The sequence below is a fragment of the Pontixanthobacter sp. genome, assembly GCF_049682855.1.
GTDB lineage: Bacteria > Pseudomonadota > Alphaproteobacteria > Sphingomonadales > Sphingomonadaceae > Pontixanthobacter.
This window is the reverse complement of the sequence record NZ_JBAUIK010000010.1, coordinates 29,733-56,454: the sequence shown is the minus strand read 5'-3', so window position 1 is coordinate 56,454 and position 26,722 is coordinate 29,733. Positions and strand designations below refer to the sequence as shown.

Annotated in this window: 25 protein-coding genes; 8 read left to right on the top strand and 17 right to left on the bottom strand. The window is 55.3% G+C overall.

Features of this window, described 5'->3' with window-relative positions; all coding sequences use genetic code 11:
* Positions 1–1,365 carry an alpha/beta hydrolase family protein gene (locus WA922_RS07420; protein ID WP_424771060.1) on the top strand — a complete coding sequence of 455 codons (1,365 nt, stop codon included), beginning with the start codon at positions 1–3 and terminating at the stop codon, positions 1,363–1,365.
* Between the two features lie 83 nt (positions 1,366–1,448).
* Here the strand turns inward: WA922_RS07420 and WA922_RS07415 are convergent, their stop codons facing one another.
* Entirely contained in the window at positions 1,449–2,339 is an 891-nt protein-coding gene (locus tag WA922_RS07415) for a glycosyltransferase family 2 protein (protein ID WP_424771059.1), read from the bottom strand.
* A 101-nt stretch (positions 2,340–2,440) separates the two neighbouring features.
* Here WA922_RS07415 and WA922_RS07410 point away from each other — a divergent pair, with 101 nt between their 5' ends.
* Entirely contained in the window at positions 2,441–3,763 is a 1,323-nt protein-coding gene (locus WA922_RS07410; RefSeq protein ID WP_424771058.1) for a nucleotidyltransferase domain-containing protein, read from the top strand.
* A 33-nt stretch (positions 3,764–3,796) separates the two neighbouring features.
* On the opposite strand, the gene WA922_RS07405 is transcribed toward WA922_RS07410, so the two are convergent.
* Together WA922_RS07405 and WA922_RS07400 are read right to left on the bottom strand one after the other, a co-directional pair.
* Positions 3,797–5,758 carry an asparagine synthase-related protein gene (locus WA922_RS07405; protein WP_424771057.1) on the bottom strand — a complete coding sequence of 654 codons (1,962 nt, stop codon included), beginning with the start codon at positions 5,756–5,758 and terminating at the stop codon, positions 3,797–3,799.
* A gap of 447 nt (positions 5,759–6,205) precedes the next feature.
* Positions 6,206–6,355: a hypothetical protein gene (locus tag WA922_RS07400; RefSeq protein WP_424771056.1), complete on the bottom strand. Its 150-nt coding sequence runs from the start codon at positions 6,353–6,355 to the stop codon at positions 6,206–6,208.
* Between the two features lie 365 nt (positions 6,356–6,720).
* On the opposite strand from WA922_RS07400, the gene WA922_RS07395 reads away from it, so the two are divergent.
* From WA922_RS07395 to WA922_RS07370, 6 genes are all read left to right on the top strand, one after another.
* On the top strand, positions 6,721–7,464 hold the full coding sequence (locus tag WA922_RS07395) for a hypothetical protein (RefSeq protein WP_424771055.1): 744 nt from the start codon (positions 6,721–6,723) through the stop codon (positions 7,462–7,464).
* A complete protein-coding gene (locus WA922_RS07390) occupies positions 7,461–8,327 on the top strand; it encodes a sulfotransferase domain-containing protein (RefSeq protein ID WP_424771054.1) in 867 nt (288 codons plus the stop codon). The genes WA922_RS07395 and WA922_RS07390 overlap by 4 nt, the downstream gene beginning before the upstream one ends.
* Positions 8,324–8,590, top strand: coding sequence for a PqqD family protein (locus tag WA922_RS07385; protein WP_424771053.1), 267 nt, complete (start codon positions 8,324–8,326; stop codon positions 8,588–8,590). Before WA922_RS07390 ends, WA922_RS07385 begins: the two co-directional genes overlap by 4 nt.
* A gap of 135 nt (positions 8,591–8,725) precedes the next feature.
* Positions 8,726–9,121 (top strand): lasso peptide biosynthesis B2 protein, encoded by a 396-nt coding sequence (locus WA922_RS07380; RefSeq protein ID WP_424771052.1) that lies wholly within the window; start codon positions 8,726–8,728, stop codon positions 9,119–9,121.
* An 80-nt stretch (positions 9,122–9,201) separates the two neighbouring features.
* Positions 9,202–10,473 carry a DUF3422 family protein gene (locus tag WA922_RS07375; protein ID WP_424771051.1) on the top strand — a complete coding sequence of 424 codons (1,272 nt, stop codon included), beginning with the start codon at positions 9,202–9,204 and terminating at the stop codon, positions 10,471–10,473.
* A gap of 102 nt (positions 10,474–10,575) precedes the next feature.
* Positions 10,576–11,100: a c-type cytochrome gene (locus tag WA922_RS07370; protein ID WP_424771050.1), complete on the top strand. Its 525-nt coding sequence runs from the start codon at positions 10,576–10,578 to the stop codon at positions 11,098–11,100.
* A 135-nt stretch (positions 11,101–11,235) separates the two neighbouring features.
* Here WA922_RS07370 and hemA read toward each other — a convergent pair whose 3' ends face one another.
* The 14 genes from hemA to bchF are packed head-to-tail and all read right to left on the bottom strand — an operon-like array spanning position 11,236 to position 26,528.
* Entirely contained in the window at positions 11,236–12,456 is a 1,221-nt protein-coding gene (gene hemA / locus WA922_RS07365) for a 5-aminolevulinate synthase (RefSeq protein ID WP_424771049.1), read from the bottom strand.
* Between the two features lie 17 nt (positions 12,457–12,473).
* Complete coding sequence (puhE, locus tag WA922_RS07360; protein WP_424771048.1) at positions 12,474–13,256, bottom strand: putative photosynthetic complex assembly protein PuhE; 783 nt, start codon at positions 13,254–13,256, stop codon at positions 12,474–12,476.
* Positions 13,250–14,344: a magnesium-protoporphyrin IX monomethyl ester (oxidative) cyclase gene (acsF, locus tag WA922_RS07355; RefSeq protein ID WP_424771047.1), complete on the bottom strand. Its 1,095-nt coding sequence runs from the start codon at positions 14,342–14,344 to the stop codon at positions 13,250–13,252. Before acsF ends, puhE begins: the two co-directional genes overlap by 7 nt.
* Positions 14,344–14,640, bottom strand: coding sequence for a hypothetical protein (locus WA922_RS07350; RefSeq protein WP_424771046.1), 297 nt, complete (start codon positions 14,638–14,640; stop codon positions 14,344–14,346). Before WA922_RS07350 ends, acsF begins: the two co-directional genes overlap by 1 nt.
* On the bottom strand, positions 14,637–15,113 hold the full coding sequence (gene puhC, locus WA922_RS07345) for a photosynthetic complex assembly protein PuhC (protein WP_424771045.1): 477 nt from the start codon (positions 15,111–15,113) through the stop codon (positions 14,637–14,639). Before puhC ends, WA922_RS07350 begins: the two co-directional genes overlap by 4 nt.
* Positions 15,110–15,733 carry a photosynthetic complex putative assembly protein PuhB gene (puhB, locus tag WA922_RS07340; RefSeq protein WP_424771044.1) on the bottom strand — a complete coding sequence of 208 codons (624 nt, stop codon included), beginning with the start codon at positions 15,731–15,733 and terminating at the stop codon, positions 15,110–15,112. Before puhB ends, puhC begins: the two co-directional genes overlap by 4 nt.
* On the bottom strand, positions 15,730–16,500 hold the full coding sequence (gene puhA / locus WA922_RS07335) for a photosynthetic reaction center subunit H (protein ID WP_424771043.1): 771 nt from the start codon (positions 16,498–16,500) through the stop codon (positions 15,730–15,732). Before puhA ends, puhB begins: the two co-directional genes overlap by 4 nt.
* Before the next feature lie 46 nt (positions 16,501–16,546).
* Positions 16,547–17,983 carry a BCD family MFS transporter gene (locus WA922_RS07330; protein ID WP_424771042.1) on the bottom strand — a complete coding sequence of 479 codons (1,437 nt, stop codon included), beginning with the start codon at positions 17,981–17,983 and terminating at the stop codon, positions 16,547–16,549.
* Positions 17,980–18,678, bottom strand: a complete 699-nt coding sequence (gene bchM, locus WA922_RS07325; RefSeq protein WP_424771041.1) for a magnesium protoporphyrin IX methyltransferase — start codon at positions 18,676–18,678, stop codon at positions 17,980–17,982. Before bchM ends, WA922_RS07330 begins: the two co-directional genes overlap by 4 nt.
* Positions 18,675–19,565 carry a ferredoxin:protochlorophyllide reductase (ATP-dependent) iron-sulfur ATP-binding protein gene (gene bchL, locus WA922_RS07320; RefSeq protein ID WP_424771040.1) on the bottom strand — a complete coding sequence of 297 codons (891 nt, stop codon included), beginning with the start codon at positions 19,563–19,565 and terminating at the stop codon, positions 18,675–18,677. Before bchL ends, bchM begins: the two co-directional genes overlap by 4 nt.
* 13 nt (positions 19,566–19,578) lie before the next feature.
* A complete protein-coding gene (locus tag WA922_RS07315; RefSeq protein ID WP_424771039.1) occupies positions 19,579–23,190 on the bottom strand; it encodes a magnesium chelatase subunit H in 3,612 nt (1,203 codons plus the stop codon).
* Positions 23,180–24,718, bottom strand: coding sequence for a ferredoxin:protochlorophyllide reductase (ATP-dependent) subunit B (bchB, locus tag WA922_RS07310; RefSeq protein ID WP_424771038.1), 1,539 nt, complete (start codon positions 24,716–24,718; stop codon positions 23,180–23,182). Before bchB ends, WA922_RS07315 begins: the two co-directional genes overlap by 11 nt.
* 17 nt (positions 24,719–24,735) lie before the next feature.
* Positions 24,736–26,034 carry a ferredoxin:protochlorophyllide reductase (ATP-dependent) subunit N gene (locus tag WA922_RS07305; RefSeq protein WP_424771037.1) on the bottom strand — a complete coding sequence of 433 codons (1,299 nt, stop codon included), beginning with the start codon at positions 26,032–26,034 and terminating at the stop codon, positions 24,736–24,738.
* Positions 26,031–26,528, bottom strand: coding sequence for a 2-vinyl bacteriochlorophyllide hydratase (bchF, locus tag WA922_RS07300; RefSeq protein WP_424771036.1), 498 nt, complete (start codon positions 26,526–26,528; stop codon positions 26,031–26,033). The genes WA922_RS07305 and bchF overlap by 4 nt, the downstream gene beginning before the upstream one ends.
* Positions 26,529–26,722 lie beyond the last annotated feature (194 nt).

Sequence of the window (26,722 nt, the reverse complement as noted above, 5' to 3'; positions counted from 1 at the left end):
GTGAAAAAACGTACTCTGGCTGCTGTCTGTGCGGCTCTCCTCCTGATCGGGGTCGGTGCCGGTGCATATAGTCTATCGCCAACCGTGCACCCCGGACGCACAGGTGAAGCGCCCGAATTTGGTCGTACAGGTGCGTATAGTGTCGGTACGATCGTCAGAGAGTTCTCTCTGCCCGGCCGCACACGGATCGGTACTCTTGGCCTGATTACCGGCTCCGTTAGCGCGGCCGAGCGCGAACTGGCTGTGCGGTTCTGGTATCCGGCTGAAGAGGACCTCGGCGCAGACACAGCCGTTTACAGCCATATTATGGCAATTCCTGATACAGATGCCGTCAAAGTGGTAACGCAAGGCATTGCGATACCAGGCGCTCCTCCCATCACCACCGACACTTATCCGCTTATTCTGATGTCGCATGGCTATCGCGGATGGAGCACGCAGTTTAGCAATCTGGCAGAACATATAGCATCGCGAGGCTATATTGTTGCCTCGATTGACCATGCCGATATGCCCGCCACAAGCCTGCCGTCATTGCTGGTGTCCTTCGGCAATGTTCTGGTCGACAGAACACAGGATCAACGGCAAGTTCTTACCGCAATCCTCGCGCAGTCCGTAGATGGCGCCGAACCGGTGCTCGCTGCCATAAATCGGGAGAGTATCGGTCTGATCGGTTACTCGATGGGCGGATATGGCGCTTTGGCAACAGCAGGGGCCACCTATGATTTCAGCAATACGCCGCTGTCAAATATCCCTAAAGATGCCCGGGCACAGCTGACTTCCCTAGAAGGAGAGCGGACCAATATTGATGCATTGGTGACCTTTGCCCCTTGGGGCGGCGCACCGGACAATCGCGCCTGGGCAGAAAGCAGTCTTGCCAATATCACCGTTCCAACCATGATCATTGCGGGAAACCAGGACGATGTCGTTGATTTTGAAAACGGGATCAAATGGATTTATGACAGTTTGCAGGGCACGGACAGGCGATTGCTGGTGTTGCGCGAAGCGCGTCACAATATCGTCGGCAACGATTTTACATTGCCAGCCGATGCGCCTTTTGCAGCGATCGAATTTCTAAAAGAGCCGGTTTGGCGCAGTGATCGTCTCAATGCCATCAACCAGCATTTCGTCGCTGTGTTCTTGGACCTGCACCTCAAAGGTGACACTGCCAAAGCAGCCTATCTCGACCTGCCGACAACCGGCTCCAATGCATCGCAATGGCCAATCGGGTTTCGTGAGCAATTAAACGGAAGCTTTGCCGGACCGGAGCAGCCCAAGCACTGGAAAGGATTTCAGCGCCGCTGGGCCGTTGGATTGGAAATGTATGCCGCACCTGCGCAGGACGCGGAACCGGAACCGCGAGCCAAATAGCGCAAGGTTGTTATCGCATAGTCCTGTCCGAGTGGTACGGCCACCAATCCGCGATAGCGGCGACATTCCAACCTTAGAACAGACTATCGCCTGAACTTTCTGCTGCGCCAAAAATCAGCCAGAGCAAACATCAATCCAGCTGGTAAAACAGCGTATTGCGATATGGTTTCGGGGGCACGGACTGGCGATTTTCTAAACACTGAATGCCACCAGAACCGGCCGAAATTGGCCAATGTACGAAAGTAAATTCTGGGCCTTAGCGACTTGGACAGCATCAATTGGCAGGTCAACGTACACCCTACCGGTGACGCCATTCGCGTGGGTATGGAGGTGAGGGATAAGCCATCGGCCTGATATTCGACACCGACACACACCTGATCTGACAGGAAAAAACCTATATCCGGCCCAAGCTGTGCCAAAAACGCGCTCTCGGCCATGAACGTCTCTCCGGCTATTTCGGGAAATCTGAACTGGCCAACATCCCTGCTGAAAACAAAGCTGCAATCAAACCAACGCTCGTGATTCACCCGATCCAGGAATGACCTGCATATGCCAGGATGATTAAAACGCCACTGCCGATCATGCCCGGCGACATGCATCGGTAGAAATGCAGCCTTCGCGCCGTGATTGTCCGCCTTGATGATTTCGGCGAGACATGCATCAATTCCGCCGTCCAGAAACCAGTCATCGCTATCTATGATAATGATCCATTCACCGCGCGCGCGGCGGAAACCCGTATTGATGGCCCGATGCTTCCCGCCATGAGCAACATAGTGATATCGAATTGGAAAGTTGCTTTCCGATTGAAAATGCGTGACGAGATCCCTTGTATTATCGGATGAACCATCATCAATAATGCACCATTCGATTGAGCCGTTATTCGGACAGTTTTCTGAAATTGACTGATATAATCGCAATAACAGGCCAGCCCTGTTCCAAGTAGCCGTCAATATTGTAAGAAATGGTTTTGACATAATGTTGTGTTGAACCGGTGATCGCGTCGGACAAGGGCATACTGTTACGGATTCACCATTTCATATATAATGTTTACAAAACACGCTATAGTCTGAGCCAGATGAGAGACCCTCAGCCATCATTCATTCCGTGGCAAAGCAAGGAGGCCCGCCTATTAATGGCACTCGCCTTCGCGCAGCCCAGCGAAGCTGCGCAGCGGATTTCCGATAGGCTTCTGGACCGCGATATTGACTGGACATTATTCGCCCGCCTGTCCCTGCGCCACGCGCTGGCTCCGCTGATGCATAGTCATTTGGCCAATGACGGGCGGGTGCCGGAGAACATCTTGGCAGGGCTGTCATCCGTTGCACGCGCAAATGGTATCCATACCCTGCGCTTGGCTGGTGAACTTGTTCAGCTTACGAAAGCATTTGCTGATGCAGATGTTCCTGTAATCAGTGTGAAGGGTCCTGCTCTCGGGCTATTGGTTGACGGGCAGTTAGGTCAGCGAATGATCGGTGATCTTGATCTGCTCATCCCGCCCGAACGGGCGCAGGACGCGATCGCCATTATCGTGAAACGCGGCTTTACACATAGCCGGAACTTTGCCCTCAACGGCGTCGATGACGGTCTGCTGCGTGCTTCGGATCACATGTATATTGAGTTGCATCGGCGCCTCGGCATGCCTTGGCTGCCCTTTCATCTTCCGTTGGCAGACATGTTCAACAAGGTTGAGCCGGTGCGTCTAGGAAACGATGATGTTCCCGTTCTGCCGTTAGAAGAAAACCTCCTCTATCTGTGTTATCATGGCGCGAAACACGGGTGGAGCAGGCTTGCCTGGCTGACCGGATTTGTAGGCCTTCTACAGAAAGAGGCAGATCGCGTAAATCCAGAGCGTTTGGCGGAAAGATGCGAGGATTTGCATCTTCAAATAGCGATGGGGTCTGCGCTGCTGATTGCGCGCGACTATTTGCACATCAAAACTATCCCGGCGCCCTTGATACGCCATCTGGACAGTCCCGAGGTCGTTCGTTTCAGCGAGTTATGTTTGGCAGACAGCTTTGCCGAGCGGCCGCCAGCTTCGTCCGATCTTGATGGAGGCGATCTGCTTAAAATTTTTGCCTATCGAAAATCGCCGGCGCTTGAGCCGTGCAGCCCCGCGCTGAAAAGAATACATGCAGATAGAGGGCGCGATGCACTCCTGCGATTACCGAAAAAATCACGAAATCTGCACGCTCGGAAGATATACGCCGCGCTTGGCGGGAACATATGGCAGTATACTTTTCGAGTGGTTTTCGCGCCCTCCCAAGCGCATGTGGACCGCTACGGCGTAAGCGCAAACAACCGCCTGTTTTATGCGATCCTCGTGCCCATCGAAAACGCCGTAAAGACAGTTCGCATGATGGCGCGCAAAGCCGTAAAGATGGCATCTCGCACGCAGTAGCGCCGCGTCTGTGCCGCGAAGTTACGCCGATGCTTAGTTTTTGCCCGAAACCCAGTTAATGAAGCGCGATGTTGCGATTGCCCGTGACATGCCGAACGCTGCAATAGCGGCGTCTGGGTGGTCTTTCGCAGATAGCGGCGTGCACTCAGGCCAGCTATTGATCAATCTTGTCAGTCTGGGAACATCAAAACGCCGTGCCATATCGGGATCATCAGCCATACGCGCAATCTCTGCGCGGTAGGCAGGCAGATCGCGTGTCATGCGCATATGCCAATCGGCCGCTTGCCGCCCACGGTTTGCATTACGCACTTGATGGGGCAGCTTATCCGCCATCATGCGCCTGATTAAGCGGCGATCCTGACCGTCAGAGAGAAACTGATCGTCGGGCAGGCCCAAACAGAACTCCGAAATTTTTCGGTCGCCCAACGGATCGCGGGTTGTAACGCCTGACATCACCCGCACGGCGTGCTGGCTGGTTTGCGCCAAATCATACGTGCCCCCTTTCATGGCCAGCATCATTGCGCGCGGATCGCAGTGCCCTGAATAGGAGCTGTCCCAGCCTAACCGTTCAGCGCGGTCATCAACTTTCATATCCTCGGCATAATCGGGATGAATTGCAGAAAAATTCGCCCAGCCCCGACGCCCCATATAATGGTCACCCCGTACTTGGCGGGCCCGCAGGACACATGATAAATTCGGTTTTATCGCACGCGAGAACAAACCATGGAGATATCTAGAATCGCGATTATCGGAGCGTTTAAGCTCGTGCCAAAGCTTGACCCAACGCCCTTGACTGAACAGTTTTGCATATAACGCCTTACCACTAAAACTGAGAGTGCGATTGCCGCTTTGGCCATTCAGCAAAACACTGCGTCCAGCGGACGAAGCGAGCGCGTGAATGTTAATCAGCCAATGCAAATTGGTGATCGCAAACGGCGGCGCTTCCGCCAGAAAAATCAGCCTATCAAGTTCGTGTTCGATAGACAGATCAGCCGAATCCACGAACCGAGCATCGAGTTGGGGATATTTTTCCGCCAACGCCCGGACCGGCCCCGATTCATCCCCCATCCGGCGATGCCCGAGAGCGCGCCCGTCCCACCCACGCGCAGGAACGGCGGTGAAGCTGATCAGCGGGTCAGCCGCGCCTTCCGCTCGGCCGAGATAAGACAATGCTTCGACGGTGACTGCTGATGAATCCAATCCGGCGCTCAAACTCGTGACCGGCGTCCGTACAGACCGCATTGCGCTGCTGATCGACCGCGTAAACAGCTCCTGCGCTGCCTCGACGTAATCGCGGCTTCTGGCGAACCGTACTTCTTTTACGGCGTCCGGGTGATAAAACCGTTCAAGTTGAAATTGAGTACGACTGGCAATCAGCATATGTCCCAGCGGCAGGGTGTGCACATGACGATAAAAGCTGTTCTTTACATCGGCGTTATTGAGCGTGAGAGCATCAGCGATTTTCTCTTCATTCAATTCGCGGGAAATATCGCCCAGAGCAAACAAACCCTTGGGGGCGCAGGCCAGCGCAACACGGTTGCCTTTTCGATGAAAGTAAATCGGGATGGCGGCGGTTTCGGATCGAACAGCGACCAGGCTTTGCTGCCGTTCGTCCCACACGATTATTGCGTATTCGCCATATAGATGAGGCATGGAAGCCATCCCCCATTTCAGCCAGGCTGCCATAACAAGTGCGCTATCGGCCATAGATTTCTCTTGCTGCGCGGGAATGGCGAGTTTCTCAGCCAGTTCGCTGCGGTGATAGAGAAATCCCGCAAAAACAAGACGGTAATCGCCAGCGACAACTGGCTGCTGATCAAAACTATCTTCCGGCGCAAAATGTCCGGCTTGCCCCCAGCACAGACCCGCAGCACCGTAGCATCGCGCTGTCTGACGCGCGGAGCCGTACACACTTAGCGCGGCACTCATCCGGTTCAGACTGTCTTTCGATGCAGGCGCACCATCCTGGTGGTAGATTGCACCGATGCCGCTCATACTAATGCGCCGGTAAATATGTTCTGCGCGGTCAGCACGGCTCTCATTTCCAATAAGGCTTCACTGCAGAACCGACACGAGACTCAGCATACATGGTGATGCGGGCCAGATGAATATGACGATCACTGGGTTGAAAGACTGATAGCGCGCAATGGAAGACGCAATCGAAGTGCCGACGATAATGCGCAGGCCAGCCAATCGAATAAGACAAAATCATGCACCATATTACCGATGCGCGGCAGCATATTGATCAGCAGGGTTAGCGATGATTATTGTATCACGTCAAATTGTTCGATACATGTGATATCTCTCTAAAAATCTCGAATCAAAATATACTCTATTATCAAATTGTAGAGATTATTGTCGAAACTTAACTATTAAAAAGAACGTTTCATGAAATCAATATCACAATGATTTGAACCGCGCCCCAAATATCCTGCAGGTTTTCTAACTGGATGACATGAAGCTGTCAGAACCAATGCCTGTATTTGCTGCGACATCCTCGACATCGAGATCAAGGTCGATCAGACAGGGCGTTTCCCACTCTTTCTTTTGAGCATCTGATTCCGTATTTTTCGACGTTAAAGTCACTATCATACCCCCTACATAGTAAAAAGCCTCTACGTCCCCATCGATTATGCAATCTGCGATCTATTGTTACGCTTGTCAACCGGAAGAGCGTGATCATGCTGCGATATTTTGTTTGAACGCGCCAGATTTTCGTTAAACCCCCGAAATTTTTAATAAAAATATGGTGAGCGTTCGTGGCAATTTGGGTTGGTTAGAACTTTTCACTGGACTGCACCGTATTTTCTGTAATTAATTGGCGTATGTACAAGGCAGGGAATAGCATAAGTGATTTTCTGGCGCATGAATGCCAACTGAGATCGGGACCCTTACCCTCGGCAATCACCAATCCAGCAATAGAAACTGCAACATACAGCATATCTCGAAATGAATTTTTGTTAAAGTTGCCAAGCGGGCTGTCCTTTTTCTACCAGAAAGGACGGGGTGTTATTATCGAGCGGAAGAAGGATATTACCGATGCCGAGGTGTTGCTGTTCCTAAACGGATCGGTTTACGGCGCAATCATATGGATTAACCGATTGGCGGCGCTGCATGCATCGGCGATAGTCCATGCGGGCGGCGTTCATGCCTTCACCGGTGTCTCTGGCGCAGGCAAATCGACACTCGTTGCCGCTTTGGGGCGTAATGGATTGCCGATGATGGCAGATGATGTGCTGGTTCTGGACCTGAGCGACCCCGATGCAATATGGTGCCAGCCAGGACATAAGCAGATCAAGCTGTGGAACGATGCCTTCGCCCTCACCGGCGCTGCAAAGGGCACAAAGGTGCGGCCGGACATAGCAAAGTTTTACGCTGAACCGCCGGCAGGATTGGCCCTGACCCCTCAGCCGTTGGTTAGCCTGACGCTGATTGATTGCCGGTCCTTGCATCCAGCCTATACGCAAATTACCGGCAAGGAACGCTTCACAGCGGCTCTGGCATCGCTTTACCGGCCGGCTTTTTGCAACGCACTACTCGACAAGCAGTCGCTTTTTCGAATGGCTGCGCGCATCAGCCAGCAGACAAAAATGATCCAGCTAGACCGGGCGAAAAACACCGCGCAATTTGATACAGTCACCCACCTTGTGTTGGATCGCATCTGCGGCCAGGCCAGCCGTCCAGATGGGCGCGTGCGATGAGCCGGGGTAATATCAACTGGCTGGCATCATACCCCAAATCGGGCAATACGTGGCTTCGGCTCCTACTGGCTAGCTACTTCAACGAAAATGCCGGTGCGGTAGGGATCAATACGCCCAATATCAGCGATGGAATCTCGTCCGCCCGAAAACGCTTTGACGAAATTACCGGTATAAGCAGTTCCGACTTGACGCTCGACGAAGTGCGCGCACTTCAACCTGACTTCTTTAACGCGCTATCTGCCCGCAGAAGGGCGCCTATGTGGATTAAGGCGCATGATGCGCAAATGACGCTGGATAGCGGCACCGCGCTGTTTCCGGCAAGCGCGTCAGCCGCTGCACTGTACCTCGTCCGTAACCCGCTGGATGTTGCGGTTTCGCTTGCATTTCATGACGGACATGAAAACATGGATCGTGCAATCAGAAAGATGGGTAATCCAGCCGCCACGCTGGCTGGTGGAAAAGACGTGCAGCTGCCCCAAATCATCAACAGCTGGAGCGGTCATGTGATCAGCTGGGCTGATCAAACAGAAATACCGGTGCTGGTTCTTCGCTATGAGGACTTTATCGCCGACACCGGGGCCTGTCTTACCCGGGCAATAGCATTTGCGAGGCCTACGGTGCTCATCGATCCTGTCCGTATTCGCAAAGCGGTGAACGACAACACCTTTGAGGCATTGCAATCGGCAGAGCAGGCAGAGCCCTTTCGTGAAAGACCGCCAAGAGCAAAACGGTTTTTTCGTAAGGGCATATGTGGTGATTGGCGCAACCACCTTTCGGCCAGTCAGGTTCAGCGTATCTGCGATGATCACGGCCCAGTGATGCACCGCTTTGGATACAGTACCGCAACAGGGGATGCCCAATGATCTACACAAAATGTTCAGAGAAATTTATCGAGACAGAACTGGATGGCGAACTGGTCGTCATGAATACCGATACGGGTAAATTTCACACGCTGAAAACTACCGGCCTGGCCATCTGGCGGTTGATTGACGGCGCGCGCGATACACATGCGATCAAATCCGCATTAATGGATGAATACGATATTCACGATGAGAATCGATGTGACGCAGAAATATCGACATTTTTACAAAGCATGGTCACCGCAGACATGATCAGCGGCGCTTGAGTGGGCTGGTATACCAGAGATAGGCTGGGCACGGGCAAGCCTCTTATGCGGTGCAGGAAAGCTCGCCAACCACGCCCGCAGCCGGCGCACCAATCTGGCTTCGCGCGGCGGCTGACCAAGTGTGAGATAATCGCTTTGCTGGCGATCGCGCGCTTCGCAGTGCTGTATGTACCGCTGCACATCTGGAACGGCAATTTCCAGCCGAAACGCGCGGCCATTGCGGCGGATATCCAGTCGGCTGACATCACCAATGACCAAATGCAAACTGGCATTTTGGTGGGGCGTTACGCGCGGCAATTATCAAAACGCGTTCCGTTCACGGCAAATTGTCTACCTCAGGCGCTTGCGGTGAAATGGTATCTTGGCACTCGCAACATCGAAACGGTAATCCGGATTGGAGCCCGGACAAGCAGAAGCGCCAAGCCATTTGATTTGCACGCTTGGCTGCTGCTCGGCAACACCTGTCTGACGGGCGCGCAAGAGAGAGCGTCCTATGCCCAATTTGGCCAGGTAAATTCTGCCGATCTCTAACCTGCCCCGGCCTGTCTATGGGCAACAGCTTGATGCCCCCTTTCGGAAAGTTTACTACGCCTTAAACACAGGAGGGAATTGTGCGGCCTACTGACCATCCGTTACGGCAATGGGCCGTCGATGAAATGCACCTGCGTAAATTTGCGCCAGTGCCTCCTGCCTGCGAAATCTATCAGGCTGTACGGCTTTTGCCCGCCAGCGACCAAGCGGCGGAAGACAGCCGTCTAATGGGCGACAAGCCTGATTTTGATGATTGGATGCTGCGCGAACGATACGCGTCCGGTTCCCATAAATCTGGCATCAAGTTCCTGTGGGAACGCCATTCCGAAGCGCGTACAATTACATTGATAGTGCCCGAAAGCTGCACGCACGACGAGTCCGCACCCTATATTCAGTGGCTACAGGATTGGGTTGGCCCGGTTATTCGCGCCACACGCGCATTCATCATATCCGACCCTGAAAATATCGACACATATCTCGACACCCATGAAATTGACCGGCGCGAACTGGTCTGTTCGGATATCAATGGCGGGATCAGAATATGGTCTGACTTCGGCATCCGAAGCGACGGATATGGCAGATTGATCGCCTCAGCAGGGGACGTTTCTGATGTAGAGCGCGGCAGAATTATCCAGCGTATTCAGGAGCTTGGCAATTATCGTAATATGGCCTTACTCGGTCTGCCGGTGGTACAGGAATTCGGCCCACAGGCAGACCGATTGGAAAAACAATTATCCGAGCATGCGGAACGAGTTGCGCTGGCTAAAGAGGGCGAAAAAGACGATGATCTGCTGCAGGAATTGATCGAAATTTCGTCCAAGCTTGAAGTCATTCGGTCAGCCACAAGTTTCCGCTTGAGCGCAACCGCTGCCTATGCCGGTGTCACCGCTGATCGGCTGGAGGCGCTGTCGATCAAGCCTGTTTCGAACTTGCAGTCCCTCACTGAATTTACCGAGCGACGCCTGGTTCCTGCGGCGCGGACATGTTCCGTATTTACCGAACGTCTGGCGAGAATTGCAGAGCGCATTTCACGTGTCATGCACACATTGGACGTCCGGGTTGACACGCGCATCAAAGAACAGAACCTAGTTTTGACCAAACGAATGGAGCGTTCGATACAGCTCCAGTTCCGTTTACAAAGCCTGGTAGAAGGCCTGTCAGTCATCGCCGCCGCATACTATCTGGTAGGCTTGATTGCATTCGTCGTGAAAGGCGTATCAGCATCATCCGCCGGGATCAGTACCGACGTGATAATCGGGCTGATAACCTTTCCAGTAATCTTGCTGATTTATGCGTTCGTGCACCGAACGCGCGGCACAGTGCTCAAAGAATCCGATCTCGATTCTCACTGAAAAGACTGACGAAATCATCACTCTGGGTCTTAATCGCTTTCAATGATAAAACTTTTAGGATAATACAAAAGCGTTGGGAAGAATTTTGAGAGGATGGGATTAATGCGTAAGATTAAAGCAATTGCGGGCGTAGCCGGGCTCGCGCTGATGACTGCGGCATGCTCAGGTGGCGGATCAGAACCCGCTGGCGACGCTGCAACAACAGAGGAGCCGGTAGCAGAGGAAACTGCAGCGACTGCCGATGAAACGCCCGCTGAAGACACTGCCGCAGCAGATCTTGATCCGATGGCCACCACCGATGGGATTACGTTTGCCAGTCTGACTGGCGATGCCGGGGCGGGTAAAGTCGTATTTGCGCAATGCCAATCGTGCCATGCAGTGGAGGAAGGCGTCAACAAAGTCGGCCCATCACTCGCAGGCATTATCGGGCGCGAAGCGGGATCTGTGGATGGTTACAAATATTCCCCGGCAAATTCGAGCAGCGGCCTGACATGGTCCGAAGAGCAACTTTATGTGTATCTGGAAAATCCGCAACGCGTGATTCCCAAAACGAAGATGATTTATCCGGGCTTGCGTGAAGCGCAAAAGCGCGCAGACGTTATCGCTTATTTGAAAAATCCTGTCTGATCACACGATTATTCACACACGCTGAAAAGGGGCCGTTATCCGGCCCCTTTTTGTGTTTGGCGCGCACCTGTGAAACCTCGGCTCAGGTGGGTTTTCAAATAATGACTGTCTCTTAGCTACACCGCAGACATCAGATCACGCGGCCACCTCCAACCGCGCGAGCTCACAGCGTGACCATATTTCGCTCAACGCTGACAGCAGACGATCAATATCGCCATCGGTATGCACCGGCGATGGCGTGATCCGTAGCCGTTCCTCGCCGCGCGGCACGGTCGGATAGTTGATCGGCTGCACATAGATGCCGTGATTGTCCATCAGCCAGTCGCTGATAAATTTGCATTTGTGTGCATCCCCCACCATCACCGGAATTATATGGCTTGGGTTGTCAATATGCGGAATGCCCAGCCTATCCAATGCACGGCGAACTTTTGTGACCCGTTCCTGATGCCGCTCACGTTCGGCCGTGCTGTTTTTCAAATGCTGGATACTCGCGCACGCGCCTGCAGCAATCGCTGGCGGTAGCGCGGTGGTAAAAATGAAACCGCTGGCGAATGTACGGACATAATCACACAGGTTTTTCGACGCAGCGATGTAACCACCCATCACCCCGAATGCTTTACCCAATGTGCCCTCGATAACCGTAATCCGGTCCATCAGACCTTCGCGCTCGGCAACCCCTCCGCCGCGTGGGCCGTAAAGGCCAACCGCATGGACTTCATCGATATAGCTCATCGCATTATGCGCTTCGCAAACGTCCAGAATTTCTGCGATCGGCGCGATATCACCATCCATCGAGTACACGCTTTCAAACGCCACGAGCTTCGCCCGGGCGGGATCGAGCCTCGCCAGCTTGCGGTCGAGATCTTCAGGCGAATTATGCTCAAAAATCAACCGGTCGGCTTTACTGTGGCGAATACCTTCAATCATGGAAGCATGATTAAGTGCATCGGAGAGTACCATGCAGTTGGGTATGCGTGCCGCCAGCGTGCCCAAGGCCGCCCAGTTCGAAACATAGCCGGAGGTAAATAGCAGCGCGTCCTCTTTATGGTGAAGACCGGCCAGCTCTTTCTCCAGCAAAACATGATGATGGTTGGTGCCTGAGATATTGCGCGTGCCGCCTGCACCAGCGCCGCATTCGTCCAGAACGGTATGCATCGCTTTGATCACTTCGGGGTGCTGCCCCATGCCCAGATAGTCATTGGAGCACCAGACCGTGACATCGCTGGTCTCTCCGCCGACATAGCGCGTTGCTTGCGGAAAATTGCCCGCCTTGCGCTCGATTTCGGCAAAGACACGGTAACGCCCTTCATCCCTTACGGATTGCAGCTCGCCGCCAAAAAATGTCTCATAATCCATAGCGTATGCCCCCAAACTTAACCCTTCGTCCGATCTACGTGTCCATCAAGGGCCCACTGCCACAAAGCGGAATCGCGGAAAGGTATTGCAAGAAATATGTGCTCCAGCGCGGCCAGCAAACACAGGCAGCACAGTAAAGCGTCTCGTATCATGGTACCGGTTTCGGCAGCGGCAGATGCAGCCTGCGCAAAATAAAATGCGAGCGCGCAAATTGCCGCAATGCTCAGCGGTAGAAACGGTCTTAGCTGTTTTGGGCCGAAATATGTTTTCAGATATTCCAAATGCTGGGGCAGCAATTCATCGCTCATATTGGGCACGCCCCAATAGATATTGAGCTTGGATGAAAGCCTGAAGATGAGCAGCAGACCAAATGTGTATGCGCCGGTAGGATTACCGGTAAACGCCGCCAGAGACAGCAGCACAGCAGCCGTCATCGCCAGCGCAATCTCATGGTGGATCAGCGCCATCGTGGCTGCTGAAAATCGGTTCCAGCCCTGGGCTCCTGATGGACAGGGATCACGGTGTGATCCAGCCACGGCTCCGGTAAGAAAACTGATCTCGTGCCAGCTCCAGATCATCAGGCCGCCGATAAAGGACGCGTAAACGGCCCATTCTGCATTGGTATTACTGGTCAGAACCACCAGCGATAAACCGCCAAATGCGCACATACCGGCAATCACCAGAGCGCGGCCCAGCGACTGACGCAGCCGGTGGTTAAGCATCGCCACCAGCCCGGTGCTGACGAACCACAGCACAATCACCACTGCAAAAGGCAATCCAAGACCGGCAAATTCTACCACGCGGGGGCAAGCCGAACTGTTTGCGGTAATGCATTTGCTTGCGGCTTCATGAAATACATCCGCGCGAATGCGAAACCGGCTTTCGCCATATACTTCGCTTTGCCCAGCGCGCCGCCAATGCCGCCGCGTGCCTTGGCAGCTTCGATACCGTCCGAAGCGATCCGCAAATCTTCCATTGCCCTGCGGAAGCGCGGATCATCTGTGTCGATGGTGATCGGGAAGACTTGCCGGCTGATTTGGGTGCAAATCGAGAAGACTTTATAGCCATATTCCGCCGGATCAATTCCGAGTGCCTGGTGAAACAAAGGCCGGTTGTGATCGCGAACATACATGGTCGCATAGACCGATAGCAGGAAAAAACGAATCCACAGCTTGTTGACGCCTTGCAGCAATTTCGGGTCTGCCCGAAGCAGTAATGCAAACGCTTCACCGTGGCGAAATTCGTCGTTGCACCATTCTTCGAACCAATCGAAAATCGGGTGAAATTTATTTTCCGGATTCTTGGACAGCTCGTTGAAAATGGTGATGTAGCGGGCATAGCCGATTTTTTCCGACAGATAGACGGCATAGAATATGAACTTCGGCCGGAAATAGGTATATTTCTTCGTCTTGGTCAGAAAGCTGAGATCAACGCCAATGCCCGATCCTTTGAGCGTTTCATTGATAAATCCGGCATGCCGACTTTCGTCGCGGGCAAGGAGCTTGAACAGCTTCTTCATATCGGGATTTTTTGTGCGGCGAGCGATTTCCGCATAGAGGATGCAACCGGAAAATTCTGATGTCAGCGAGCTTGCCAGAAAATCGATAAACTCCTTGCGCAGTTCCGGCTCTAGCCGTTCGATCACCCCGTCAAAGGCATCGGTTTTCTTGAAGTGTTTCTTATTCGGATCGCCTTCCATTTCGGCCATCAGATTGTCCCACTCTGCGCGAACAAGCGATACGTCGAGCTTGTCCATCGCGTCATAATCGGTGGTGTAGAAACGCGGTGACAGGACCGTATCCTGCCGCGCAATGGCCATCGTATCGGGTGGGGTATCCGTTTCAGGCGCATCAGTCATAGCGGCGGTGATTCTGGTTTGCGCGTTCATTACAGCTTCCCTGGATTAAAACTGACTTCGTACAATTCAGCCATTTCGAAATGACCTGAAAGTTTAGTCCATGCGCGGCGTAGCGGGCTGGCGCGGCGCACGGTCACGTTGCGGTCAAAACTGACCTTCTCGCCAAATGCTACCATCACCGGTTCACCATGCACTTGCACGCTATCACCGGGAAAGATCGGCACGTTGCCGTCGAGTTTTACATGCGCATGGAAATGATCCGGGCTCTGCTCAATCTCAATTCGACAACCGGTGTCGAACGATTTGGATGCCAGCAGGCCTATCATGATTGTGTCCCTTCGAGCATTTCAGCGAAAGCGGCCGTATGGTCCGGCCCAAAGCCGTATAGTTCCGCTTCCGCGCCTGTTTCGGGATCGTGTAATGACAATGCGCCATTATCCCAGCGCGTGATTGTAAAGGGTGCGTCCGGTCCCAATCCGGCAGCGTTACGGCGCTTGGCCAGACGGCGCATCGTCGCCCGAGTAAAGCCTTCCTCGCCATAGCCAATTACTTTGACCGTCGCACCCGTCTCAGCATCAGTGACAACCACCGCTCCGTCGGCGCGATCAGCGAAGAGCAGATTACGTTCTTCCAACGCTGCAACATTGGCCGCTGCCCGCGACTGCGTAGGGTTTGCCTCCTGCGGCAATATGCCCGCACTGACCGCGCCCGTCAGGCCCAGAATGACAAAAATTAACGCGGCAGCTGCAACCAGCGCCCCCTTGGGCACCGTCGGATCATGATCATGCGCGGCGCTCATGCCGGAACGCCGCGAAAGTCTTGATTTTGGACGCTAACGGTTGGCGCGCCATCACGCACCTCTGCTGATGGTTGAATATTCACCGCCGCATCGCGCAGCATCGCGGCCACATTCTGCGCATCGGGGATTGCCCGAAGCATGGGCTGCGGCCGGACAAAGCGCAGCGAACGCGCATGGGGCCACAACATGACATAGCCCATCCGCGGCATGCCTTTCAGCGTCAGGACAATGCTGCCCGTATCACCGGCAACCATTTTTAGATTGGCGGTGTCGATTTCGGTCAGCGGAATATTGATGCATTTGTTCAGCGCGACGCCAATGCGCAGCACCAGCCGCTTGTTGGTCAGCGTATATACTGTGGTCCGCCCCACTCCGAATGCGAAAACAGACAGAAAGCCCGTAACCAGAACGGCGCAAACCGCCATCGCTGCCGCCGTTGCGGCATCGCTACGCAGCAGTGCGGCGCCTGCAATCACAGCGAAATATACCAGAGAGAGCCGGATATGCAGCGCGGACAAAGCCATACGCTGCCACTGCGGTGCGCCCTGCCAGATGATATGTTCATCTGCTGGCAGGTCCTCCGGCAACCCACGAATGGGCTCATGATCATACTCGCTCATAGTACAGATTCCTGACGTGCATCATTGGCGTAGAGATAGCCGCCGCCGAAATAGGCCATCACGCGCTCTTCTTCGTAAAAAGTGATTTCGCCCTTTTTGGCCGGTATTGGCGCTGCGGCGAATTGATCAGCATTGAGCGCATCGATAATCACAGCCTTCTTGCGCGGCTGCATTTTTGACATACCCATTGGTGCTAGGACAGTCTTGGAGCCGGTATCAATTTCCAGGTAGCGGATCTGGTGCTCAGCGCGGTCGATCCAGATATCGGTGACTGTACCCGCAGTGCCGCCATCAGCGCCGATCACTGTCATACCGCGCGGATCGGCGTCTTTCTTATGTACAGTGATGCCGGCCACCATCGCGATAGGCACAATCCGGTTATGCCCCTCAGCATCAAGGTCTGGATGCCGCGCGCGCTCTGCCCATGCTGCCGGGCCCATGCCGTCTTCCAACGGATTGCCGGTTGGTTTGTAAGGCGCACCGGGGGAACGAAATGTCCGAACACCCGCGACATCGACTTTTTCGCGCCCACCGGTTGGGGTCGTTACATCGTCCCGGCCAAACGGCATCTTGAACGTTTTCGGGCTGTCGGTTGTCAAAATACCGCCGGGCTTGTCAATCCGCCCTGTCACTTCATCCTCTACCGGATATCCTTCACGGCGATCCTCGCGGCGCAGGTAAAAAACGAGCGCGATAAAAAACAGCGTGAAGGCGAGGAACACCATCTCCGTCACGTCGAACGTGCCAACAATCTTTACATCATCCATTTCACACTCTCCTGCTCACTTTCTAAGCCCTGCCGCGATCGCACCATCACGTCGGGAATTCCTGCAATTCGAGCCCTCGGCGGGCTGCGCTGCTTTTACTTTGGTTGAAACCAATTGCCTGTCCGACAATCGGACCCAGCACCAGTAGCGTGATGAGCAGCAGCACCACTTCCAACGTATACACCGCGCTATAGCCGGTTCCGCGATCAGCCAATGTGGTTCCCATCGCGCTGCTCATCGCAATCTGGGTCATGCCGTCACGGATCAAGCCGCCCAGCGCAATGCCCAGACCAGCCGCACTGGCTTGGACTGCACCCCATGCCCCCAACGCCATGCCTGCTGATCCGTCTTGCGCCAGGCTCATCGCCGCAATCATCGTTCCAACCGAGAATAAACCGGTGCCAAAACCAATCGCAGCCGCACCGGCAAACAGCATGGGCGGCATGGCCAAGGGGCCTGCAAATAACGTAATCAAAAAGGCCACAACGCCCGCCACCACACCAAATCCGGCAAGCCGCAAGGGGTCAGAACCACCGGGCAACCGCTTTGCACAGAAAGCGAATGCAATCAGCGCGCCAAGCGCCCATGCACCGGTAAGGCTGGTGGTCGATCCAACCGACAGGCCCAGAATTTCCCCGCCATAGGGTTCAAGCAAAGCATCCTGCATCGCAAAAGCCATCGCGCCGACGCCGATCGCCAACAGCAAACGTTTGGCATTGGGTTGGCCAGTAAAAGACGCCCACATCGTGAAAAAGCCCGGATTGACAATGTCTGCTGTGATCAGTGCCGTATGGCGTGCTTCCTGTTTCCACAGGGCTGCAATATTCAGGATTATTGTCAGCGCCGCTGCGCCCTGAATCACTTGAACCAGCCGCGTCGTGCTGAAATCTGCCAGCAGATTGCCGATGGTAAAAGCGGCCAGCATCATTCCGGCGAGGAGCATGACATACAGCAATGCGACCACACTGGGCCGCTTATCCTCTGCCGCGATATCGGTTGCCAGCGCAAGACCAGCGGTTTGCGTGACATGCATGCCCGCTCCGGTCAGCAGGAAGGACAGGCAGCATGCGCCCAGCCCAACCGGAAATGTGTCGGGCCGCGTCAATAAAACCAGCGCGAATGGCATAATCGCCAGGCCGCCAAACTGCGCCATTGTGCCGAACCAGATATAGGGCACTCGCCGCCAACCCAGCACGGATATATGCGTATCACTGCGATAACCGATCAACGCACGGAAAGGCGCAATCAGCAGCGGAATGGCGATCATCAAGGCAACGACCCATGCCGGCGTTTCCAGCTCAACGATCATCACCCGGTTCAGCGTACCGTTCAACAGAACCGCCGCAATACCGACGCTGACTTGGAACAGGGCAAGGCGCAGAATGCGCGCCAATGGCAAAGTGTTGCTGGCCGCATCCGCAAATGGCAGGAAGCGTGCACCAACGCTCTGCCAAAAGTTCACCGATGACGGCCGCCGGCTCATTTGCGGCTCATCCGCATGGCTTGCGATTTATAGAAACCGCTCGAAACACGCTTGGTGAAATCGATGTCCCACCCCGGCATGGACAACCGGATTGCATGCGACAGAGTGTCCTCTGAAATCGGCTTGATCGCTGGCGAACGGTTGCTGCGCGGAAACAATTTGCCCGCCATATGCATCGTCCGCAGCAGAGCCGTGCCTGGCGCGAAAGTGAACGCCATCTGGTTAGAGCGGCTGGACCATGCATCAAGCACCGCCACAACGTCATGCTGGTCATAATGGATCAGCGAATCCATTGCGACGATATGATCGAAAATACCCAGTGCACGGTCACCCATGTCACCAACGCGCCAATCGATCGAAACGTTCTTTGGTGCGCGCTGTGCGGCGACATCGATTAGACCTTGTGACACATCAATCGCGACCACATCTGCGCCGCGCTCTGCCGCTGCGATTGCCAAAGCTCCCGTCCCGCAGCCCGCATCCAGCAAACGCATACCGTGCATATCGGCGGGCAAGGTTGACAGCAGCACATTGCGCATTTCGTCACGCCCTGCCCGCACCGTTGCGCGCACACCGCTGACCGGTACATCAGACGTTAGATCTTCCCAGGCCTTGCGCGCGGTCCTGTCGAAATATTCTTCGAGGCGGCTACGGCTTTCTGAGTAGCTATGCGATGACAGGCTTTGCTCCATCATTCGAAACCCAGAAAATCAAAGATATCGCGGTCTTTCATCGGTGTTGCGGTTGGCGGATCACAGCCTTCAAGCAGCGTCTTGGCCAGATTGATATATTCGGCGCGCGCAGCTTCGACCTCGGGGGTGTCGTCCATTTCAAACAAGGTACATTTCTTGAGACGAGAGCGGCGGATGGCGTCCAAATCCTTGAAATGTGCCAGCCGTTTCATACCGGTCGCATTGGCAAACCGGTCAATCTCGTCCGTTTCTGCAGAACGGTTCGCCACCACGCCGGCCAGCTTCACATTGTAATTCTTGGCTTTTGCATTGATGGCCGCGACGATGCGGTTCATCGCAAAGATGCTGTCAAAGTCATTTGCCGCAACCACAATCGCATTATCCGCATGTTGCAGCGGCGCGGCAAAGCCTCCGCAAACGACATCACCCAGCACGTCAAAGATCACGATATCGGTATCTTCCAGCAAATGGTGCTGCTTAAGCAATTTGACCGTCTGGCCCACCACATAACCGCCGCAGCCGGTACCCGCAGGCGGTCCGCCAGCCTCTACACACATCACGCCGTTATAGCCTTCAAACATAAAGTCTTCGACGCGCAGCTCTTCGGAGTGGAAGTCCACCTCCTCCAAAACGTCGATCACCGTCGGCATCATTTTCTTGGTGAGCGTGAAAGTGCTGTCATGTTTCGGGTCACACCCAATCTGGAGCACGCGGTGGCCCAGCTTGGAGAACGCCGCCGAAAGGTTTGACGAGGTTGTCGATTTACCGATCCCGCCTTTGCCATATACCGCAAAAACTTTCGCGCCCTTGATTTCGTCTTGCGGATCGAGCGCGACTTGAACGCTCCCTTCACCGTCTGGTGGAGTATCAGCGCCATCGAGTAGAGTCATATTCCGGTACTCCTCATTCTGCAGGAACCAGGCCTTCCAGCCGGTCCTCCAGATCGTTGCTTGCTGCTTTGAGGGCAGCCAGTGTTTCTGCATCAGGGGTCCACAAATCGCGCTCGGTCGCTTCGAGCAGACGCTCAGCAACGCGGGCCGATGATTTGGGGTTAAGTTCTGACAGCCGCATGCGCATGGCATCATCAAGTACAAATGTTTCGCTGATTTTCTGATAGACCCACGGCGATACCGACCCAGTCGTTGCCGACCAGCCCATCGTATTGGTCACATGGCCTTCAATATGGCGAACCCCTTCGAAACCATGTTTCAGCATGCCTTCATACCATTTCGGATTGAGCATCCGGGTGCGGGTTTCAAGATCGATCTGTTCGCCCAGGGTGCGCACTTTGGTATCGCCTTGCGTCGCATCGACCACATAGACCGGCACCGACGCGCCGCGCGCCTTTTCCACGGCCCGGCTCATGCCGCCCAGGCCATCGACATAATGGTCAATATCGGTGACGCCCAGCTCGACCGATTCCAGATTTTGATAGGTCAGGTCCACTTGCGCCAGCTCGCTTTCAAGCAAGGCGCGGTGCTGTACCGGTTTGCCGCTGCGGCCATAGGCATAGCCTTTATGCGTTTCGAACATATCAGCGAGCTCTTCGGGGTCATCCCATGTCCCGCCATCAATCATCATATTGACGTTGGCACCGTAAGACCCCTGCGCGTTCGAGAAGACACGTAAGGATGCGGTTTCAAGGTCGCAGTCATGTTTCGCTGCATGGGCCAGACTGTGTTTGCGCACGAAATTCTGCTCCGCAGCTTCGTCCGCCATCGTCGCGAGCCATGTCGCCTCTGCGATCATCCGCGTTTGCAGCGGCAGCAAGTCACGGAATATGCCTGACAAAGTCACCACCACATCAATGCGCGGCCGGCCCAATTCCTCCAGTGCGATCAACTCCGCACCTGCGAGCCGTCCGTAATCATCGAACCGTGGCCGCGCACCGAGCAGAGCCATTGCCTGCGCAATCTGTGCGCCTTCGCTTTTGAGATTATCCGTGCCCCACAGGACCATCGCAATGCTCTGGGGCATCGGATCGCCTGCCTTCATGTGGCGCGCGATCAGTTGATCGGCCTGCGCCGCGCCTTGCTTGCAGGCAAACTGGCTGGGGATACGGAAGGGATCGAAACCGTGCAGGTTGCGCCCGGTTGGCAGAACGTCCGGATTGTGCAGAATGTCACCGCCCGGCGCTGGGGCGACATAGTGACCGTCCAGCGCATGCATCAATGCGCCCAGCTCGTCATTCGCATCGATCCTGGCCTCTATATCAGCACGCTCAAGAGATGGTGTTGCCGCCATCATCGCATCGACAAGATCGCTGCGCTCTGCGGCCGACATCGCACCGCCCAGCACATGCAAGCCATGCGGAATAAGCGCGCGCTCAATTTCATAGATGCGGCCAGCCAGCGTCTCCGGATCGCCAACTTCAATATCCAGCTTTGCGCAGTGATCGCGCATCATGATTTCCAGCTCGGCCCGTTCTGCATCGGCGGGATCGCTTGTCCGGTGGCGTTCCAACAACGCTTTCAACTCACCGAAGCCTTTGGTCAGGCCTGCCTCTGTCAAAGGCGGCGTCAAATAGCTGACCAATGTCGCACCGCTGCGGCGCTTGGCAATGATACCCTCGGACGGGTTATTGGAGGCGTAGAGGTAGAAATTGGGCAGATCGCCAATCAGCCGCTCTGGCCAGCAATCGCCGCTCATCCCCGCTTGCTTGCCCGGCATAAATTCCAGCGCGCCATGCGTACCGAAATGGAGGCAAGCATCCGCACCAAACCCTTCACGTATATAGCGATAGAAGGCAGAAAACGCATGAGTGGGCGTGAAGCCGCCTTCAAACAGCAGCCGCATTGGATCGCCTTCATAGCCGAATGCTGGCTGCACACCGACAAACACACTGCCGAAATGCGCGCCATAGACATGAATACTCTGGCCATCGCTTTGCTGGCGTCCAGGGGCAGGACCCCATTGCGCTTCGATTTCTTTTAGATAGGGCTCACCGCGCACGTGATCATCGGCACTGATCCGCTCCGCCGCATTGGCATCGGCGCCAAAGCGTTCGGCATTGCCGTGCAGGATCGCATCGCGCAATTCATCGACTGTCGCCGGAGCCTCGACCGCGTAGCCTTCGCTTTGCAGGCGCTGCAATGTGGCATGGAGCGATTCAAACACCGCAAGATGCGCAGCCGTTCCGGTCGCGCCTGCATTGGGCGGGAAGTTAAACAAGACTATTGCCAGTTTGCGCGCAGCCTTCTCTGCCCGGCGCAGGGCGACCATTTCAGATACTTTGCTTGCCAACGCTTCCGCGCGCTCGGGGCAGCATCGCATGGCGCGGACACTGCTTGATGCACCGCTGTCAGATGCTTCGAAATGGCAATTCCTTGCGCAACCCGTGCAGCCCTGCGGCGAACCGTCGGCCCTTCCGCCAAACACGCTGGGGAGGGTTGCGCCGTCAAGTTCAGGAATAGCCAGCATCATGGTGGTTTCAAGCGGAAGCAAACCTTGCTTGCTTGCGCCCCATTGTTCCAAAGACTGGAATTCGATTGGATGCGCCGCGATGTACGGGACATTGAGATCCGTCAGCGTATCAACCGCCGCATCAACATCATTGTAAGCCGGGCCACCGACCAGCGAAAAACCGGTCAGATTGATCACGCTATCGACGATGCTTTGACCGTCTTTGATAAAGAACTTGTCAATCGCCGGGCGCGCATCGAGACCGCTTGCGAAAGCAGGAATGACTTTCATTCCCTTGGCTTCCAGTGCTGCAATCATGCCATCATAATGGCCCGTATCGCGACCAAGAAGATAGGACCGCAGCATCAGAACACCAACGGTTCCTGCGGTTGCTGCGCGCCTGGGCGTTTTGGGCAGCGCCGATGCTTCCTGTGCCATCAGGCCATTCATCGCAGGATGGTAGACGCCGACTTCAGGGTATTCGCGCGGCGGCTGGGCGGCCATATTGCCGTGCAGGCTGGCGCGCTCGCCCGCGGCATACCGGTCAATCAGACCGCGGATCATATCCACGACGTTATCGTCAGACCCGGCGAGCCAATATTGCATCGTCAGGAAATATTGGCGCACATCCTGCGCTGCGCCGGGCACGAATTTCAAAATCTTGGGCAGGCGCCGCAGCATCCGCATCTGCCCCGCGCCCGAACTTCCACCCGGCTTTTTCGATCCGCGCAATTTTTTCAGCAGCGCCAGCGGGCCCTTTGCCGGCTTGTCCATGCTGTAATTGCCCAGCCGGGTCAGTTTCACAATATCGCTTTGTGACATCAGGCCGACAATCGCGTCACACTCATCGCGGCGCGCCAGCAATGCGGGCCGGATTGCGCGGACATGATCCTCAAGGAACAGCATAGTTGCGATAATGACGTTGGCCTGAGCAATATCCTCTATCGCACGCTCCAGCACTGCCGGATCACGGTCCCAATCAGACGCAGCATACAAAGCCGCGCTGACATTATCCTTGGCCAGCTGCACATTGGCGCGCTCCACCGCACCGGCCAGGTGATTGTCGAGCGTGATAATCACCACGCGCACTGACGGGGGCAGACTACCGTGCATAATGCGCTTTCGCCTCGTACAAAGTGGCCAGCTCGATCGTCGCGACGCCCTGCTGGGCTGCGAAGGCTTCCGTGTTCTTGCGCGCCTTACCGCGAACGAAGAAGGGGATCTTTTTAAGCTCGCGCTGAGCATCGTCGCTCCACACGGCGTCCGCATCATTGGCAGGCGCGGCACTCTGTTCCTGTGAAGGGACTGAGTGGCCCGGGCCAAGATGCGAGGGCACCGCGCCGTCATTAAATTCAAAATCATCGCGGAACATGGTAAGCAAGTGCTCCTCCAGCCCCATCACCAGCGGATGGACCCACTCGTCAAACAGCACATTGGCCCCTTCAAATCCCATATGCGGCGAATAGCGCGCGGGAAAATCCTGCACATGCACTGGCGAGGCAATGACGGAGCAACCAATGCCAAACCGCTTGGCAATATGACGCTCCATCTGAGTGCCCAGAACAAGCTCAGGCTGCGCATCCTGTATGGCCCGTTCGACCGCAAGATGATCGTCCGTGATCAGTGGTTCTACACCGTATTTCTTGGCAGCGACCCGCACCTCGCGTGCATATTCGCGGTTGTAACAGCCCAGCCCGACGACTTTGAAACCCATTTCATCGGCTGCAACGCGCGCCGCAGCGACTGCGTGCGTGCCATCACCGAAAATGAAAACCCGCTTTCCTGTAAGATAATTGGAATCGACCGAGCGGCTCCACCAGGACAGGCGCGACTGGCCTTCCGCCAATAGAGGCCCTGCATCGACGCCCGCCATTTCGGCAACCTCGCGGATAAAATCCTGCGTTGCGCCGACACCGATGGGCACGGTACGGATCGCTTGCTGGCCGAATTCGCGCTTGAGATACTCCGCCGCGAGATCGCCGGTTTCGGGGTACATGACGATATTGAAGTCGGCCTCGCCCAATTTGGCGATGTCAGCGGCGTTCGCCCCCAGCGGAGCAACGACATTCACATCAATGCCGAGCTTGGCAAGCAGGCCGGTCACCTCGATAATATCATCGCGGTGGCGGAAACCCAGTGCGGTTGGTCCCAGCAGATTTGCAAGCGGGCGGCGGCTAGCGGGGTTGTTCGCCTTGCGGCTTCGGTCAGACAGTGTGCGGACGATCTGGTAGAACGTCTCCGCCGCGCCCCAATGCTCTTTGCGCTGATAGCTCGGCAATTCCAGCGGAATTACTGGGATCGGCAAGCCCATTTTCTCAACCAGACCCGCCGGATCATCCTGGATCAGTTCTGCGGTGCAGGATGCACCCACCAGCATCGCGTCAGGCGTGAACCGTTTGATCGCATCCCGCGCCGCATCCTGGAACAGCTGCGAGGTGTCTTTGCCCAGATCGCGCGCTTGGAAAGTCGTGTAGGTAACTGGTGGGCGCTGATCGCGGCGCTCGATCATGGTAAACAGCAGATCGGCATAGGTATCACCCTGCGGCGAATGCAGCAGATAATGAATACCCTTCATACCCGTTGCAACCCGCATAGCGCCAACATGGGGCGGGCCTTCATATGTCCATACGGAAAGTTGCATGCTCTCGCTCCCCTCCCTTAAACCTGCAACACGTCGCGGCGGCGCAGCGGACGGGCGAATAACTCGGCCAGATCACCCGCTTGATCAAAACCGTGGATCGGGGAGAATACCAGCTCAATCGCCCATTTGGTCGAAAGGCCTTCAGCCTCAAGCGGATTGGCGAGACCAAGCCCGCACACAGTCAAATCAGGCGTCGCTGCGCGCACCCGGTCGAGCTGTTTTTCTACATCCTGCCCTTCGCTTATTTGCACGCCGTCAGGCAGTGCGGCGAGTTCCTGCGCCAGATTGCCCCGGTGCAGATAGGGTGTACCAACCTCAATCGGAATCATCCCCAATTCATTAGCCAGAAAACGTGCAAGCGGCACTTCCAGCTGCGAATCCGGCATGAAAAATATAGTTCTGCCTGCCAGCCGGTCACGCTGGTGTGCCAATGCTGTGCGGGCGCGGTCTTGATAGGGTGCAATCACCCTGTCGACATGTGCTGCGTCAATACCGAAGGCCGCCGCCGCAGCATGCAGCCAATTGCTGGTTCCCTCCACGCCAAACGGGAACAGTGCGTCGATCCGTCTCGCACCCCGCTTGGTCAGCAGATGCGCCGCGTCATTCAGGAATGGCTGGGCGAGCAGGAACCGTGTATTTGGGCCAACACCCGGCAAATCAGCCACTGCGCGCTCTGGCAGACTGGCGACATTCTGGATGCCGATTTCAGCAAACAGGCGCTTGAACTGATCCTCGACAATATCGGGCAGCGAACCGACTATGATCAAATTAGCAGGAGCGTTATCCGCCAGCACCGGCATTTCGGGAACAAGCGCCTCAAGGCAAGCATCCTCACCTTCCGTGAAGGTTGTTTCGATGCCGCTGCCCGAATAATTCAGCACGCGCACCTGCGGGGCATGTTTCGCCCCCAGACGCTGCGCCGCTTTGGCCAGATCCAGCTTGATCACTTCGGATGGACAGCTTCCCACCAGAAACAGCGATTTGATTTCAGGACGGCGCGCAAGCAATTGGTTGACGATCCGGTCGAGCTCTTCATTCGCATCGGCCAATCCGGCCAGATCGCGCTCTTCCATAATCGCTGTCGCGAAACGCGGTTCGGCAAAAATCATCACGCCCGCAGCAGACTGGATGAGATGTGCACAGGTCCGCGATCCAACGACAAGGAAAAACGCATCCTGCATTTTCCGGTGGAGCCAGATGATACCTGTCAGCCCGCAAAACACCTCGCGCTGGCCGCGCTCTTTTAGCACCGGCGCGCAATCACCACCGCCAAAAGCCCCCGAGCCAGAAGTCTGCAAAACCGCCGGCGCGTTCATGCCGCCACCATCGGCGTATGTCCTTGCAAGCGCGCCATTCGCAGCTTCCACACAAACTGCCCGGCATTAATCACATAGGTTGCGTAAGCGGCCAGCGCGACGAACATCTGCTGATGCGCGGTGCCCCAGCCATTGAACAGCATCAACAGATAAGCCGTGTGCAAAGCCAATACGGCCATGCTGAACACATCTTCCCAGAAAAATGGTTTGGCAAACAGCCATGCATCAAACACCACCTTCTCCCAGATGGAGCCGGTTATCATGATGGTGTAAAGCGTCAGAGTTTTCATCAGGATCGAAATGTGCGCTGCCGCTTCGCCTTTACCGCTGGTCAGGAATCGGATCACCAGAACCAGGCTGACACAGAAAATCAGGAACTGGATCGGGGCCAATATCCCTTGCACCAGCGTCCAAACCGATTCGTCACGGCGCTTGCGCTGGGCCGGAGTATATAACGCACGCAATGCCCCGTTCTGTGCGGGCTTACCGGACATTTGCACCGATGCTTTTGATGCCTGTGAGGACAGTGTATTTTCTCCCACCTCTGCTCGAAGTCGAAACTACGCCCTGTCAGATCAAAGTGTCAAGTTTTTTGGACATCTAATGTTTTTGACACTGCGAATTGCCAAAGTCCTTGATTTGGCTTAGCATCCGAGTCGCGCGTCATGAAAATCTTCAGCGCGTTGGC

Bases quoted from the DNA above. Each gene is read 5' to 3' on its own strand.
- bchF (WP_424771036.1), bottom strand. From the start codon at position 26,528: ATGTCCGGTAAGCCCGCACAGAACGGGGCATTGCGTGCGTTATATACT.
- bchB (WP_424771038.1), bottom strand. From the start codon at position 24,718: ATGCAACTTTCCGTATGGACATATGAAGGCCCGCCCCATGTTGGCGCT.
- WA922_RS07305 (WP_424771037.1), bottom strand. From the start codon at position 26,034: ATGAACGCGCCGGCGGTTTTGCAGACTTCTGGCTCGGGGGCTTTTGGC.
- bchL (WP_424771040.1), bottom strand. From the start codon at position 19,565: ATGACTCTACTCGATGGCGCTGATACTCCACCAGACGGTGAAGGGAGC.
- puhA (WP_424771043.1), bottom strand. From the start codon at position 16,500: ATGGATGATGTAAAGATTGTTGGCACGTTCGACGTGACGGAGATGGTG.
- acsF (WP_424771047.1), bottom strand. From the start codon at position 14,344: ATGAACGCGCAAACCAGAATCACCGCCGCTATGACTGATGCGCCTGAA.
- WA922_RS07410 (WP_424771058.1), top strand. From the start codon at position 2,441: ATGAGAGACCCTCAGCCATCATTCATTCCGTGGCAAAGCAAGGAGGCC.
- puhB (WP_424771044.1), bottom strand. From the start codon at position 15,733: ATGAGCGAGTATGATCATGAGCCCATTCGTGGGTTGCCGGAGGACCTG.
- WA922_RS07390 (WP_424771054.1), top strand. From the start codon at position 7,461: ATGAGCCGGGGTAATATCAACTGGCTGGCATCATACCCCAAATCGGGC.
- puhC (WP_424771045.1), bottom strand. From the start codon at position 15,113: ATGAGCGCCGCGCATGATCATGATCCGACGGTGCCCAAGGGGGCGCTG.
- WA922_RS07315 (WP_424771039.1), bottom strand. From the start codon at position 23,190: ATGCACGGTAGTCTGCCCCCGTCAGTGCGCGTGGTGATTATCACGCTC.
- bchM (WP_424771041.1), bottom strand. From the start codon at position 18,678: ATGATGGAGCAAAGCCTGTCATCGCATAGCTACTCAGAAAGCCGTAGC.
- WA922_RS07400 (WP_424771056.1), bottom strand. From the start codon at position 6,355: ATGATAGTGACTTTAACGTCGAAAAATACGGAATCAGATGCTCAAAAG.
- WA922_RS07370 (WP_424771050.1), top strand. From the start codon at position 10,576: ATGCGTAAGATTAAAGCAATTGCGGGCGTAGCCGGGCTCGCGCTGATG.
- WA922_RS07350 (WP_424771046.1), bottom strand. From the start codon at position 14,640: ATGATAGGCCTGCTGGCATCCAAATCGTTCGACACCGGTTGTCGAATT.
- WA922_RS07405 (WP_424771057.1), bottom strand. From the start codon at position 5,758: ATGAGCGGCATCGGTGCAATCTACCACCAGGATGGTGCGCCTGCATCG.
- WA922_RS07330 (WP_424771042.1), bottom strand. From the start codon at position 17,983: ATGAGCCGGCGGCCGTCATCGGTGAACTTTTGGCAGAGCGTTGGTGCA.
- hemA (WP_424771049.1), bottom strand. From the start codon at position 12,456: ATGGATTATGAGACATTTTTTGGCGGCGAGCTGCAATCCGTAAGGGAT.
- WA922_RS07415 (WP_424771059.1), bottom strand. From the start codon at position 2,339: ATGTCAAAACCATTTCTTACAATATTGACGGCTACTTGGAACAGGGCT.
- WA922_RS07385 (WP_424771053.1), top strand. From the start codon at position 8,324: ATGATCTACACAAAATGTTCAGAGAAATTTATCGAGACAGAACTGGAT.